The sequence below is a fragment of the Achromobacter sp. UMC71 genome (assembly GCF_014170305.1).
Lineage (GTDB): Bacteria > Pseudomonadota > Gammaproteobacteria > Burkholderiales > Burkholderiaceae_B > Achromobacter.
Genome location: NZ_LZZT01000034.1, coordinates 48380 through 61024 on the forward strand (window position 1 = coordinate 48380; position 12645 = coordinate 61024).

Consider the following 12645-nt stretch of genomic DNA (forward strand, 5'->3'; position numbering starts at 1 on the left):
GGCACGCCACCTCCCTTACCGCCCAGGACTCCCATGCTCTCGACCGAACCTTCCCTGTTTCACCAGCAGGCCTTTCTTGCCGGCCGCTGGTGCGACGCCGACGACCACGGCACCGTCACGGTTTCCGACCCCGCCACCGGCCAGACAATCGGCCATGTGCCCGACATGGGCGAAGCCGAAACCCGGCGCGCCATCGCCGCCGCCCACACCGCGCTGCCGGCCTGGCGCGCCCGTCCGGCGCAAGAGCGCTCGCAGATCCTGCGCCGCTGGTTCGAGCTGATGATCCGGCACGAAAACGAACTGGCACGCCTGATGACCCGGGAACAGGGCAAGCCGCTGGCCGAGGCGCTGGGCGAAATCCGCTACGCCGCATCCTTCCTGGAATGGTTCGCCGAAGAAGGCAAGCGCGTCTACGGTGAACTGATCCCGGCCCCGCGGGCTGATCGCCGCCTGATGGTGATGCGCCAAGGCATCGGCGTCTGCGCAGCGATCACGCCTTGGAATTTCCCCGCCGCGATGATCACCCGCAAAGTCGCACCCGCCCTCGCCGCCGGCTGCACCCTGGTGCTCAAGCCCGCCAACGAAACCCCTTTTTCCGCGCTGGCGCTGGTCGAATTGGCCATCCAGGCGGGCGTGCCCGACGGCGTTTTCAACGTCGTCACCGGCAACGCCATCGCCATCGGCGGCGAACTGACCCGCCATCCCGACGTGCGCAAGCTCAGCTTCACCGGGTCCACCGCGGTCGGCAGGCTGCTGATGGCGCAATGCGCGCCCACCATCAAGAAAATGTCGCTGGAACTGGGCGGCAACGCGCCATTCATCGTCTTCGACGACGCCGACCTGGACGAAGCGGTGGAAGGCGCCATCGCCGCCAAGTACCGCAATGCCGGCCAGACCTGCGTCTGCGTCAATCGCATCTACGTGCAAGACGCCGTGTACGAAGCGTTCGCCACCCGTTTTGCCGCCCAGGCCGCCACGCTGCGCGTCGGCCCTGGCGACCAAGCCGATAGCCAGATCGGCCCCTTGATCACGCCCAAGGCCCTGACCCAGGTGCGGGCGCTGATCGACGACGCTCGCGCCCAAGGCGCGCGCGTGCTGGCGGGCGGCGAACCGCATGCGCTGGGCGGCACCTTCATGGCGCCCACCGTGCTGGCGGATGTACGGCCGGGCATGCGGGTGCTGCGTGAAGAAATCTTCGGCCCCGTGGCGCCGCTGGTCCGCTTCCAGGACGAGCAGGATGTCATCCGGCAAGCCAACGATACCGAGTTCGGCCTGGCCGCGTACTTCTATACCCGCGATGCCCGCCGCGTATGGCGGGTGGCCGAGCAGCTCGAGTACGGCATGGTCGGCATCAACACCGGAATGATCTCGAACGAAGTCGCGCCGTTCGGCGGCGTCAAGCAATCGGGGCTGGGCCGCGAAGGGTCGCGTCATGGCATCGAAGACTACCTGGAAATGAAATATGTATGCCAGGCCGTCTAAGGCTTGCGCAGAGATGACGTATGACTAAATCCCACGAGAAAATCGACGTTCGTGTCACGGGTGTCGAACAAGCCAGCGCGCGGGTCAAGCGCTTTACCCTCGAACGCATGGATGGCACACCGCTGCCGCCTTTCAGCGGCGGCAGCCACGTCATTGTGCAGATGTGCGATGCCCGGGGAAACCGGTACAGCAACGCCTATTCGCTGATGAGCGACCCGGCCGACACCCGTCGCTACCAGATCGGAGTGCGATTGGAAGAACAGTCGCGCGGCGGCTCGGCATTCATGCACGAGCAGGTGCGCCCAGGCAGCGAACTGGTCATCACCGCGCCCAACAACCTCTTCGCGCTGCATGACAGCCCGGGGCGCCACATCATGGTGGCCGGCGGCATCGGCATTACGCCGTTCCTGGCCCAGCTTCCCGAGTTGCACCGCCGCGCGGCAAGCTATGAGCTGCACTACGCCTATCGCGCGCCGGAGCATGCCGCGTTCCGCGACGACCTGCTCGCCAGTCCGTACGCCGCCCACGTGCGTTTCCACGTCGACAGCCAAGGCGAAAAGCTGGATCTCGTCCGCCTGGCACAAGACCTGCGCGAACCCGACCATCTCTATGTATGCGGTCCCAAACCGCTGATCGATGCCGTCATCTGCGAGGCCAACGCGGCCGGCGTTGCGCCCGGCCGCGTTCACTGGGAGCAGTTCGCCGCCACGCCGGCAGCCGGCGGTGCGTTTACCGTCGTGTTGGCTCGCTCGGGCACCGAGCTGCGGGTCGAAGCCGGCGCCAGCATCCTGCAGGCGATCGAAAAATCCAACGCCGCCGACGTTGAATGCCTCTGCCGCGAAGGCGTGTGCGGCACCTGCGAGACACGCATCCTGGCGGGGCAGGCCGAGCACTTCGACCAGTATCTCAGTGACGAAGAAAAAGCCGCGCAACAAACCATGATGATCTGCGTATCGAGAGCACGCGGCGACCGCCTCGTGCTCGACCTGTAAACCAGGCTCCTCCCCCCGCTTGTCAACACGCCCGCTTGCCGACCGGCAAGCGGCGGGGGCCCCGTCTTGCCCAGCCAAAGTGAACAATGATGAAACAGCCGATCTGCATGTTGCTCGTGGGTGCCGCCTTCCTGGCCGCGCCTGCCTGGCCGCACACGTCGCCGGCGGCGCCGGACGTCGCTGCCGGCCTTGTCCAGGATTCGCACCTGGACCTGCTGCTGCGCAATCTCTACTGGAACCACGATCGTAAACAGGGCCAGCCCGACAACCGCGAGTGGGGACAGGGGCTGCGGCTGGCATTTCGCTCAGGCTATACGCCCGGGCCCCTGGGGCTGGGCCTGGACCTGAACGCCTATGGCATCGTCAACCTGGGCGGCCGCCGCGAATACCAGGGCCGGGCCGGCGTGCTGGTGCCTGATGGCAGGGGCGGCGTGCATGACGAGTCCAGCACCGCCGAGGGGGCGGTCAAGCTCAAGGGCTATGCCAGCGAACTGCGCTACGGCAACAACCTGCGGCCTTACAACCCGGTTTTCGCGCCCGCCGATACCAGGCTTTTGCCCGCGTCGGCCACGGGCCTGTGGTTGACCAGCCAACCGCGCCCGGACCTGTTCCTGGAAGCGGGCCGCATGACCCGAGCGCGCGACTTCAACCAGGTCAGCCACGATGGCCGCTTCTATGCGTCATATGCCGGTGTCAGCACGGACCAGGTGGTGTTCCTGGGCGGTCGCCACGACCTGGACGAAGCCACCCGGCTGACCGCCTATGGCAGCGAATTCCGGGATATCTGGAAACAGCTCTACCTCGCGGCCGGCCATACCTTGGTCATGCCGGGCGGGAATGCGTTGAACCTGGACCTGTCGGCCTACCGCTCCCTGGATAGCGGCGCCAAGCGCGCCGGCGACATTGACGTCACCGCCTGGGGCCTGGCGCTGTCCTACACCGCTGGCGCCCATACCTTCAAGGTGGCGCGGCAACAGGTGCATGGCGACCAACCGATGGATTACCTGGGCATGGGGCCCGGCACGTATCACGACTCGATATTCCTGCCGAACTCGTCGCAGCTCGCCGACTTCAATGGCCCGCGGGAAAAGTCGTGGGGGTTTTTCTACGCGCTGGACCTGGGCAAACTCGGTGGCGCCCGCCTGCCCGGCGCCAGTGTGCAGATGCGCTACGTGCGCGGTTCCGGCGCCAACGGCAACCATCTCGCCCCTGGCAGCCCCTATGCCTTTTATGCCGCCAACGAAAAGCACTGGGAAAGCGATATCGACCTGCGCTATGTGGTGCAGTCTGGCAGCGCGCGCAATCTGTCGATGCGTCTGCGCTATGCCATGCACCGCATGACGCAAGGCACCTCGGGCGCGTCGTCCAACCAATTTCGCCTGATTGTCGAATACCCGCTGCCGATATTCTGAATGCGTAAAGACGCCAACACCATGTACTTGAAATGCCTTTATCAGCTGCTAGCGCATAGCATTTTCCCTGTCAATAGAAGACGCTGCATTATGGGACCCTCAGCTATACTGACCGCTGGCCGGGGACAGCAGAGTCATGACGGAAAACAGCTTCGCACTTCACCTCAAAGAACTACTAGAACACCGCAAACTCTCCTTGCAGTCCGTCGCCAACGCTTTGAACGTCTCGCGCACGGCCGTGCATAAATGGACCCGTGGCGGCGAAATCGACTACGGCAACCTGCGCAAGCTGGCACAGATGCTGGACGTCAATTGGATCTGGCTGCGCTACGGTGAAGAAGCCCTGCGCGACGTCCAGCAGACCGAAGTCGTCGAACTCCCCATGACGGAAGTACGCCGCCGCTACACGGCCGAGATCATGGAAAACGAAGCCCGCATGAAACTGGCGCAGGAAAACGCCCGTATCGTGACCTGGGAATGGAATTGGCTGACCGACGCGGTGTCCTATTCCGCGAACGTCGAGGACGTCTACGGCTGGCCGGTGCGCCGCAACGAGGACTTCTGGATCCACGTCGTGCCAGAAGACGTCGAAGCGCTGCAACGCATCTACCGCAAATGCATGGAAGACGGCAGCAGCTACGAATACGACTTCCGGATCATCCAACGCGATGGCGCGCTGCGGTGGATCACGTCGCGGGGCGCATCACTGCGCGACAGCGCCGGGCGGCTGGTGAAGATGATCGGCATCAGCATGGAAAGCACCGATCGCAAGCTGGCCGAAGAAAAGCTGCGCCGCAGCGAAGAGCGTTTTCGCACCTTCTTCGAGCAGGCCGGCGTGGCCATGGCCTGGCTGGACCTGGATGGCCGCTGGCTGCGAGTCAACCCGCCCTTGTGCGCCCTGCTCGGGTACGACGCGGCGGAACTGTCGGGGCAGACCTTCCAGGCGCTCACGCATCCTGACGACCTGCCCGCCAACCTGCAGACGCTGTCCCGTCTGCTCAAGGGTGAGATCACCGAAAGCGTGATGGAAAAGCGGCTGCGCCGCCAGGATGGCAGCTATACCTGGGTCCGCGTGCATGCCGCGTTGCAGCGCGACCAGGCCGATGATGCGCAAGGGCGCATTCTGTGCGTCTACAACGATGTCAGCCTGTACCGCCAGGAAGCCGATGCGTTGCGCCAGCGCATCCAGGCGCTGGAGCAGCAGGTCGACAAAGCGGGCAAGAAGAACTGCTAGGCGCTACGCGCCGCAACGCTGCCGCGGCCAGAACGACCGCGAACCACGGCAAAGCGCCCCCAGGGCCTGGCAGTGAAGCTGCCTCGGACGCCTACTGTGCCGACGTCATAGACATACCTGCCAGCCCATCGATGAACTCGATGGCTTCGCGCAACGCGTTGCCAACGGGCAGGGACGACAGGAATGCGATGTCTCCGTCGTCCGCGGCGCTCGTCGCCGGCGGCGTCAGCTTGGCGGAATGCAGCGCGCATCCGCGGATCAGGCTGAACACCGTCAGGGCGATCGCGGCCCGGCAAAGGGAATAGGCTCATGGCAGGGTGGTTACGTTAGGAATAATTAAGAAACATAACGTAAAGTTATGCCCATTGTTCACCGCTCACCAACCGCTCCCCGCCCACATTCCGGCAAAGCGCTAAAATTGCGCGTTGGCTCCCAGCCCAGGCGCCCTTTTTGCGCCCGACCTGTGCCTGTCACGGCACCTCAGAAAAGCCCTTCCAAATCAATGAACGCCAAGAACCATACTCCGCGTGTGGGATTCGTTTCACTCGGCTGTCCTAAAGCCCTGGTCGACTCCGAACGCATCCTGACCCAACTGCGCACCGAAGGGTACGAAGTCACGCCCGAGTACAACGACGCCGACGTCGTCGTGGTCAACACCTGTGGCTTCATCGACAGCGCCAAGGCCGAATCGCTGGAAGCGATCGGCGAAGCGCTGGCCGAAAACGGCAAGGTGATCGTCACCGGCTGCATGGGCGTCGAAGAATCGGTGATCCGCAAGGTTCACCCCAGCGTGCTGTCCGTGACCGGTCCGCAGCAGTATGAAGAAGTCGTGCGCGCCGTGCACGATGCCGCCCCGCCCAAGAAAGACCACAACCCCTACCTGGACCTGGTGCCGCCGCAGGGCGTCAAGCTCACGCCGCGCCACTACGCCTACCTGAAGATCTCGGAAGGCTGTAACCACCGCTGCAGCTTCTGCATCATCCCGTCGATGCGCGGCGACCTGGTCAGCCGCCCCGTGGGCGACGTGCTCAGCGAAGCCGAACGCCTGGTCAAGGCTGGCGTGAAGGAACTGCTGGTGATCTCGCAGGACACCAGCGCCTACGGCGTCGACGTGAAGTTCCGCAGCGGCTTCTGGAACGGCCGGCCCGTGCGCACCCGCATGACCGAGCTCTGTATGGCCTTGTCCGACATGGGCGTCTGGACGCGCCTGCACTACGTCTATCCGTACCCGCATGTGGACGAAGTGATTCCGCTGATGGCCGAGGGCAAGATCCTGCCCTACCTGGACATCCCCTTCCAGCACGCCAGCCCGCGCATCCTGAAGGCCATGAAGCGTCCGGCGTTCGAAGACAAGACGCTGGCCCGCATCAAGAAGTGGCGCGAGATCTGCCCGGACCTGACCATCCGCTCGACGTTCATCGTGGGCTTCCCCGGCGAAACCGAGGAAGACTTCCAGTACCTGCTGGACTGGATGCAGGAAGCGCAACTCGACCGCGTCGGCTGTTTCCAGTATTCGCCGGTGGAAGGCGCGCCCGCCAACCTGCTGGACAACCCCGTGCCCGACGAGGTCAAGCAGGAGCGCTGGGAGCGCTTCATGGAACTGCAGCAGTCCATCTCGACCGCGCGCCTGGCCCGCAAGGTCGGCCGCGAGATCGACGTGCTGATCGACGAAGTGGACGAAGACGGCGCCGTGGGCCGCAGCAGCGCGGATGCGCCTGAAATCGACGGCTGTGTATACGTCAGCTCGGACCGTGTCCTGAAAGCCGGCGACTTGGTGCGCGTCCGCGTCACCGACTCGGACGAATACGACCTTTGGGCCGATACGATCTGATCGCGCCCCAAGCCGGCGGCCACGGCCGCCGGCTCATGCTTGCAGCAGCTTCAACCCCGCCACGCCGCCCACGATCAGCGCGATGCACGCCAGGCGCGCGGCGGACGGCGAGTCGCCGAACAGCACAATCCCCAGCACTGTGATGCCGACCGAGCCGATGCCGGTCCAGACCGCGTAGGCCGTGCCCGCAGGCAGATGCCGCATCGCCAGCGTCAGCAGGAAGATACTGCCCAGCGCCGCGGCAATGCCAATGGCGCTGGGCCAGAACCGCGTCCAGCCGTCCGCGTACTTCAACGCCAGCGCCATCACGATTTCCACCGCGCTCGCGGCCAGCAGGATCCACCAGGCCATCGCGGCCTCCCGTTGCATGTCAGAGCGGCCAGATTAGGGCCTATAGTTACCTATGCACAAGTACGCACCTTTTGGTAACTATCAAAGGCTCTTCCATGACAACCGCATCCGCTGACGTCTTCGACGCCGCCTGCCCATCGCGCCGCGCGCTTGAACTGATTTCGGGCAAGTGGGTGCCGCTGATCCTGCCTGCGCTCGCGGCAGGTCCGCTGCGCAACGGCGAGCTGCTGCGCAAGCTGGACGGGATTTCGCAGAAGATCATGACGCAGACGCTGCGCGAGCTGGAACGACATGGGCTGGTGCGGCGCGAAGACATGCGCACCGTGCCGCCGCATGTGCAATATCGCCTGACCGAGCTGGGCCGCTCGCTGAATGTCGCGCTGCTGGCCCTGGACCGCTGGGCCGAGCAGCACCATGCCCAATTGAACGCGGCCGCGCGCCGCCATGATGCGGCGGCGGCCCGCGCCTGATGCCAAATACCGATGCTCAGTGCTTGGCCAGGAAATCCGACATGTCGTCGGCGTGCTCTTCCTCGACCGCCAGGATCTCTTCGAGCAAGCGGCGCGTGGTCGAATCCTGTTCGCCGATGTAGTCGATCATCTGCCGGTAGCTGTCGATGGCGATGCGCTCGGCGATCAGGTTTTCCTTGATCATTTCTTCGAGCGTATTGCCCTCCACGTACTCGGAGTGGCTGCGTTCGAGCAGCCCCTTGGGCGACAGGTTGGGCTCGCCGCCCAACTGCACGATGCGTTCGGCCAGCCGGTCGGCGTGGTCCTGTTCCTGGGTGGCGTGCTCGGCGAATTCGGCGGCCACCGGTTCGGCGTTCAGGCCCCGGGCCATGAAGAAGTGGCGCTTGTAGCGCAGCACACAGACGATTTCGGTGGCCAGCGCTTCGTTGAGCAACTTGAGCACTTCCTTGCGGTCCGCGCGGTAGGTGTCAGTAACGGCACCTGATTCGATGTCCTGGCGCGCCTTGGCGCGGATCGCCTTCACATCCATCTCGAACGGGCGGTGGGCGGTTTCGCGGTTGCGGGTCGTGTTTTCCATATCGTGAGCTCCTTTTTAGTGGGTCATACGACGCTGGACTTCCAGTCGTTCCGAACAAACCAGTCTACCTACCGCTCGAAAAGATGCTGTGTCCAAACATTGCCCATGCCCCCGGATCCGGCCTTCGCGCCCCCGTCGAAAAGCGCTGTCGGCGCTTCTCGTAAACTATCGGCTTCCCATCAGACCCGTGACGCAATCTGTAACGGGCTAGGCTATAAGTAGCTTCATATGACTTTGAAGAACATCTGCGTGTATTGCGGCTCCAACCCCGGCGCCCGCCCCGAGTACCTGGAACAGGCCCGCGTGCTGGCCCGCGAGCTGGTCAAACGCGACCTGGGGCTGGTCTACGGCGGTTCGGTGGTCGGCATCATGGGCGTGATCGCCAACGAAGTGCTGGCCGGCGGCGGCCGCGTAATCGGCGTGATTCCCGAGCTGCTGCAAAAGAAAGAACAGGCCCACCGCGGCCTGACCGAATTGCACCTGGTGCAAAGCATGCACGAGCGCAAGGCCATGATGATGGACAAGGCCGACGGCTTTGTCGCATTGCCTGGCGGCGCCGGCACGCTGGAAGAATTCTTCGAGGTCTGGACCTGGGCCCAGCTGAACATGCACCAGAAGCCCTGCGGCCTGTTGAACATCGCCGGCTACTACGATGCCCTGATTCAGTTCGTGGACCACGCGGTCGACGAAGCCTTCATGCGCCCCCAGCACCGCGACATGCTGGTGGTGGAAAGCGATCCCGCGATGCTGCTGGACCGCTACGCCCAGTACGAACCGCCCAACGTCTCGAAGTGGTTCGAGCCGGTGAAGGCGGCCTGACGCCCCTCAACCTCGCCAAGGAAAGCCCCCGCAATGTCCACCGGCCCGTTGTCTCCCGCCTGCACCGAGTCCGTATTGCGCGACTACTTTCACGCCAAGGACGAAAACCGCCCGCACTACATGGCGCGCGCGTTCGCGCCGCAGGCGGTGCTGAAGATGGCCCTGCGCACGCAGGCCATCGCGTTCCCGCCCGAATCCCACGGCCTGGCCGCCATCACCGATACGCTGGTGCGCAAGTTCGGCCAGACCTACGACAACGTCTACACGTTCTACCTGGCCCGTCCCGAGCCGGGCGCATGCCTGTCCGAATACCGCTGCGACTGGATCGTCGGCATGACGGAAAAGGCCACCGGCAACGTGCGCGTGGGCTGTGGCCGGTATGACTGGACGTTCCAGTCTGACCCGTACCGCGCCAGTCGCCTGACCATCACCATCGAGACCATGGTGACGCTGCCGCCCGGCGACACGGAAGCGGTGTTCGGCTGGCTGCTGGCGCTGGATTACCCCTGGACCAACGCGCAGCGCGTGGTCGCCAGCGCGCCGCCGCTTGAAGACCTGGCCCCGGTGGTGCAGTATCTGCTTCACCCCTTGTAGACCGGCAACGGATTGCTTACTTGAAATACGACATTGCAGCTTTCGATTTTGACGGAACCTTGGCGGACACCATGCCCTGGTTCAATTCCATTCTGAACACGGTGGCCGACAAGTACGGCTTTCGCAAGATCGATGCCGCCGAACGCGACCAGCTGCGCCACCGCGAAGCCTCCGAGATCCTGAAGTTCCTCGGCATCCCGCTGTGGAAGCTGCCCGCGATCATGGCCCACGTGCGCACGCTGATGCAGGAAATAGACCCCAGCGTCCACCTGTTCGACGGCATCCCCAATGCCCTGAACCGCCTGAAAGCAAGCGGCCTGCGGCTCGCGGTGGTCAGTTCGAATTCGCTCGAGAACGTGCAACGCGTGCTGGGACCCGATACCGTCGCCCTGTTCGACGACTATGAATGCGGCACCGATCTGTTCGGCAAGCCGGCTAAAATCGACCGGCTGCTCAAGCGCCACGACACCGCGCCCGAACGCTTCCTGCTGGTGGGCGACGAAATGCGCGACATCGACGCCGCGCGCAAGGCCGGGGTGCGGGTGGGGTCGGTAGCCTGGGGCTACAACCATGTCGACGCGCTGCGCGAACGCGGCCCCGATGAATTGTTCATGCGCGTCGCCGACCTGCCCGCCCTTGCGGACTGACGCTGCGCCTTCCAAGGAAAATGCGCATGGCACGCAATGTGGAAATCAAGGCGCGGATCACCAGCGTGGAGGCCGTCGAACCCCTGGCCGCGGCCTTGTCCGGCAAGGCGCCGATCACCATCGTGCAGGACGACACCTTCTTTGCCTGCCCCAATGGCCGGCTCAAGCTGCGCGTCTTCGCCGACCACACCGGCGAACTGATCTTCTACCGCCGCGCGGAAGACACCGGGCCGAAGGAGAGCTTCTACGTCATTTCACCGGCCAGTTCGCCGGATACCCTGCGCGAGACGCTAGCGCTGGCCTACGGCATGATCGGCCGCGTACGCAAGACGCGTCTGTTGCACCTGGCCGGCCGCACCCGCATCCATCTGGACCGGGTCGAAGGACTGGGGGATTTCCTGGAATTGGAAGTGGTGCTGCTTGACGGTGAAAGCGTCGAAACCGGCAGGGCGGAAGCCCACGAACTGTTGGCCAGCCTGCACATCAAACCCGAGCAGTTGCTGTCAGGCGCGTATCTGGATCTGCTGGCAGCTCGGGGCTGAAAGGCGGGGACATACCGCGAGCCTCGCCTTGACGATGCCACCGGCCGCACAGGACGCGGCCGGCGCAGGCGGCGTCAGGCCGGCTGCCAACCCCGCACGAACACGTCCACCGGCTGGCGCTTGCCGCCCGCCTTCTGCAGCTCGAGCAGACGCAGCACCCCCTCACCGGTTGCGACATCGATGCCCTGCGCATCCGCGCGCAACACGCTGCCGGGCGCGGCCGTTACGGCCTGGTCCAGCGCTTGGGCCCGCCATACCTTCACGGGATCGTCCAGGCCGGCCAGCCGGATGCTGGCGCCGGGCACGGGGTTGAAGGCCCGCACGCGGCGCGCCAGCAAGGCCGCCGGCTGGGTGCAATCCAGCGCGGCCTCGGCCTTGTCCAGCTTGGCGGCGTAGGTCACGCCGTCTTGCGGTTGCGGCACGGGCGTCAGCCCGCCTTGCTCCAGCGCCGCCAAGGTGGCGACGATCGCTTCGCCGCCCGCCAGCGCCAGCGCATCGTGCAATTGCGCGGCCGTCGTGTCTTCGCCGATAGGCACCCCCCGTTCCAGCAGCATGTCGCCGGTATCCAGGCCCGCGTCCATCTGCATGATGGTCACGCCGGTGCGGACGTCGCCCGCCTCGATGGCGCGTTGGATCGGCGCCGCGCCACGCCAGCGCGGCAAGAGACTGGCGTGGATGTTCAGGCAGCCCAGGCGCGGCAGGTCCAGCACCCATTGCGGCAGGATCAGGCCATAGGCCGCCACCACCATGACATCGGGCGCCACGCGTTCAAGCAGCTCGCGGGCCTGCGCGGCCTCGTCCGGATAACGGCCGTTCAGGCGCAGGCTGCGCGGCTGGGCGACTTCAATACCGGCGTCCAGCGCGGCCTGCTTGACCGGGCTGGGCGTGAGCTTGAGCCCGCGCCCCGCAGGGCGGTCGGGCTGGGTCATGACCAGGGGGATATCGTGGCCCGCGGCCCGCAAGGCGTCAAAGGCAATACGGGCGAATTCCGGCGTGCCGGCGAAAACTAGACGCATGGGGATCGGACCAGAAGAAAGGAAACGGACATCAGGCGCGCAGCGCTTCGCGCTCGGCCTTTTTCAGCTTGGTCTTGATGCGGTTCTGCTTCAGGGCGGACAGGTATTCGACGAACACCTTGCCTTCCAGGTGGTCCAGCTCGTGCTGCACGCACACCGCCAGCAGGCCGTCGGCGTCGAACTCGAACGGCTTGCCGTCGATGTCCAGGGCCTTGCAGCGGATGCGCGAGGCGCGCTCGACTTCGTCGTACACGCCGGGCACCGACAGGCAGCCTTCTTCGTAGACCTTGTGGTCGTCGCTATACCAGGTGATCTGCGGATTGATCAGCACCAGCAGCTGGTTGCCTTCTTCGGAGACGTCGATGACGACCACGCGCTCGTGCACGTCGACCTGCGTGGCGGCCAGGCCCACGCCCGGCGCGTCGTACATGGTGTCGGCCATGTCGCGCACCAGTTGGCGGATGCGGTCATCGACCTCGGCGACCGGCTTGGCCACTTTGTGCAAGCGCGGATCCGGGTAGCGAAGAATAGGAAGTAAAGCCATTGAAAGGGGTCGTCAGTGATAAGTGCCTGGATAAGAGTTTAATTCATTAGAGTCTTGATTTCTAATAGTTTTCGGCTAAATGGGAGATTGCGCCGATCAACCTGCCCCCGTTTTAAACACCAGGGAAGGGATGA

15 protein-coding genes are annotated in these 12645 nt (G+C 64.7%); 10 read left to right on the top strand and 5 right to left on the bottom strand.

The genetic code is table 11. From position 1 onward, the window contains the following. The first annotated feature begins 33 nt into the window (after window positions 1-33). The 4 genes from A9974_RS16745 (at window position 34) to A9974_RS16760 (ending at window position 5120) form a co-directional block, all read left to right on the top strand. Entirely contained in the window at window positions 34-1482 is a 1449-nt protein-coding gene (locus A9974_RS16745) for an NAD-dependent succinate-semialdehyde dehydrogenase (protein ID WP_183005297.1), read from the top strand. Between the two features lie 20 nt (window positions 1483-1502). Beyond that, window positions 1503-2474 carry a PDR/VanB family oxidoreductase gene (locus A9974_RS16750; protein ID WP_183005298.1) on the top strand — a complete coding sequence of 324 codons (972 nt, stop codon included), beginning with the start codon at window positions 1503-1505 and terminating at the stop codon, window positions 2472-2474. Between the two features lie 107 nt (window positions 2475-2581). Further along, window positions 2582-3886, top strand: coding sequence for an OprD family outer membrane porin (locus tag A9974_RS16755; RefSeq protein WP_183005299.1), 1305 nt, complete (start codon window positions 2582-2584; stop codon window positions 3884-3886). 136 nt (window positions 3887-4022) lie between these two features. Further along, entirely contained in the window at window positions 4023-5120 is a 1098-nt protein-coding gene (locus A9974_RS16760; protein ID WP_183005300.1) for a helix-turn-helix transcriptional regulator, read from the top strand. 91 nt (window positions 5121-5211) lie between these two features. Here the strand turns inward: A9974_RS16760 and A9974_RS16765 are convergent, their stop codons facing one another. Continuing rightward, window positions 5212-5391, bottom strand: a complete 180-nt coding sequence (locus tag A9974_RS16765; protein ID WP_183005301.1) for a hypothetical protein — start codon at window positions 5389-5391, stop codon at window positions 5212-5214. A gap of 231 nt (window positions 5392-5622) precedes the next feature. Here A9974_RS16765 and rimO point away from each other — a divergent pair, with 231 nt between their 5' ends. Continuing rightward, window positions 5623-6951 carry a 30S ribosomal protein S12 methylthiotransferase RimO gene (rimO, locus tag A9974_RS16770; protein WP_183005302.1) on the top strand — a complete coding sequence of 443 codons (1329 nt, stop codon included), beginning with the start codon at window positions 5623-5625 and terminating at the stop codon, window positions 6949-6951. Window positions 6952-6984: 33 nt separating this feature from the next. Here rimO and A9974_RS16775 read toward each other — a convergent pair whose 3' ends face one another. Continuing rightward, the gene (locus A9974_RS16775; RefSeq protein WP_183005303.1) at window positions 6985-7302 is read right to left on the bottom strand and encodes a multidrug efflux SMR transporter; all 318 of its coding nucleotides are present in this window, start codon (window positions 7300-7302) and stop codon (window positions 6985-6987) included. 95 nt (window positions 7303-7397) lie between these two features. Between A9974_RS16775 and A9974_RS16780 the strand changes: the two genes are divergently transcribed. After that, window positions 7398-7772 (top strand): helix-turn-helix domain-containing protein, encoded by a 375-nt coding sequence (locus tag A9974_RS16780; protein ID WP_183005304.1) that lies wholly within the window; start codon window positions 7398-7400, stop codon window positions 7770-7772. 16 nt (window positions 7773-7788) lie between these two features. Here A9974_RS16780 and A9974_RS16785 read toward each other — a convergent pair whose 3' ends face one another. After that, complete coding sequence (locus A9974_RS16785; RefSeq protein WP_183005305.1) at window positions 7789-8349, bottom strand: bacterioferritin; 561 nt, start codon at window positions 8347-8349, stop codon at window positions 7789-7791. Between the two features lie 228 nt (window positions 8350-8577). Between A9974_RS16785 and A9974_RS16790 the strand changes: the two genes are divergently transcribed. From A9974_RS16790 to A9974_RS16805, 4 genes are read left to right on the top strand one after another with little or no spacing between them, the layout of a single operon-like run. Next, window positions 8578-9168, top strand: a complete 591-nt coding sequence (locus A9974_RS16790) for a TIGR00730 family Rossman fold protein (RefSeq protein WP_183005306.1) — start codon at window positions 8578-8580, stop codon at window positions 9166-9168. A gap of 33 nt (window positions 9169-9201) precedes the next feature. Beyond that, on the top strand, window positions 9202-9762 hold the full coding sequence (locus tag A9974_RS16795; RefSeq protein ID WP_183005307.1) for a hypothetical protein: 561 nt from the start codon (window positions 9202-9204) through the stop codon (window positions 9760-9762). A 20-nt stretch (window positions 9763-9782) separates the two neighbouring features. After that, complete coding sequence (locus A9974_RS16800; protein ID WP_183005308.1) at window positions 9783-10409, top strand: HAD hydrolase-like protein; 627 nt, start codon at window positions 9783-9785, stop codon at window positions 10407-10409. A 26-nt stretch (window positions 10410-10435) separates the two neighbouring features. After that, the gene (locus A9974_RS16805) at window positions 10436-10951 is read left to right on the top strand and encodes a class IV adenylate cyclase (RefSeq protein WP_183005309.1); all 516 of its coding nucleotides are present in this window, start codon (window positions 10436-10438) and stop codon (window positions 10949-10951) included. 74 nt (window positions 10952-11025) lie between these two features. Here the strand turns inward: A9974_RS16805 and fmt are convergent, their stop codons facing one another. Both fmt and def read right to left on the bottom strand, forming a co-directional pair. Further along, window positions 11026-11967: a methionyl-tRNA formyltransferase gene (gene fmt, locus A9974_RS16810; RefSeq protein ID WP_183005310.1), complete on the bottom strand. Its 942-nt coding sequence runs from the start codon at window positions 11965-11967 to the stop codon at window positions 11026-11028. A 31-nt stretch (window positions 11968-11998) separates the two neighbouring features. Continuing rightward, window positions 11999-12511 (bottom strand): peptide deformylase, encoded by a 513-nt coding sequence (gene def, locus A9974_RS16815; RefSeq protein ID WP_183005311.1) that lies wholly within the window; start codon window positions 12509-12511, stop codon window positions 11999-12001. Between the last annotated feature and the right edge of the window lie 134 nt (window positions 12512-12645).

Excerpts from the sequence above, each read along its gene's own strand:
- A9974_RS16745 (WP_183005297.1), top strand. The coding sequence starts at position 34 with ATGCTCTCGACCGAACCTTCCCTGTTTCACCAGCAGGCCTTTCTTGCC.
- A9974_RS16785 (WP_183005305.1), bottom strand. The coding sequence starts at position 8,349 with ATGGAAAACACGACCCGCAACCGCGAAACCGCCCACCGCCCGTTCGAG.
- rimO (WP_183005302.1), top strand. The coding sequence starts at position 5,623 with ATGAACGCCAAGAACCATACTCCGCGTGTGGGATTCGTTTCACTCGGC.
- fmt (WP_183005310.1), bottom strand. The coding sequence starts at position 11,967 with ATGCGTCTAGTTTTCGCCGGCACGCCGGAATTCGCCCGTATTGCCTTT.
- A9974_RS16775 (WP_183005303.1), bottom strand. The coding sequence starts at position 7,302 with ATGGCCTGGTGGATCCTGCTGGCCGCGAGCGCGGTGGAAATCGTGATG.
- A9974_RS16750 (WP_183005298.1), top strand. The coding sequence starts at position 1,503 with ATGACTAAATCCCACGAGAAAATCGACGTTCGTGTCACGGGTGTCGAA.
- A9974_RS16795 (WP_183005307.1), top strand. The coding sequence starts at position 9,202 with ATGTCCACCGGCCCGTTGTCTCCCGCCTGCACCGAGTCCGTATTGCGC.
- A9974_RS16805 (WP_183005309.1), top strand. The coding sequence starts at position 10,436 with ATGGCACGCAATGTGGAAATCAAGGCGCGGATCACCAGCGTGGAGGCC.
- A9974_RS16790 (WP_183005306.1), top strand. The coding sequence starts at position 8,578 with ATGACTTTGAAGAACATCTGCGTGTATTGCGGCTCCAACCCCGGCGCC.
- A9974_RS16780 (WP_183005304.1), top strand. The coding sequence starts at position 7,398 with ATGACAACCGCATCCGCTGACGTCTTCGACGCCGCCTGCCCATCGCGC.
- A9974_RS16755 (WP_183005299.1), top strand. The coding sequence starts at position 2,582 with ATGTTGCTCGTGGGTGCCGCCTTCCTGGCCGCGCCTGCCTGGCCGCAC.
- def (WP_183005311.1), bottom strand. The coding sequence starts at position 12,511 with ATGGCTTTACTTCCTATTCTTCGCTACCCGGATCCGCGCTTGCACAAA.
- A9974_RS16760 (WP_183005300.1), top strand. The coding sequence starts at position 4,023 with ATGACGGAAAACAGCTTCGCACTTCACCTCAAAGAACTACTAGAACAC.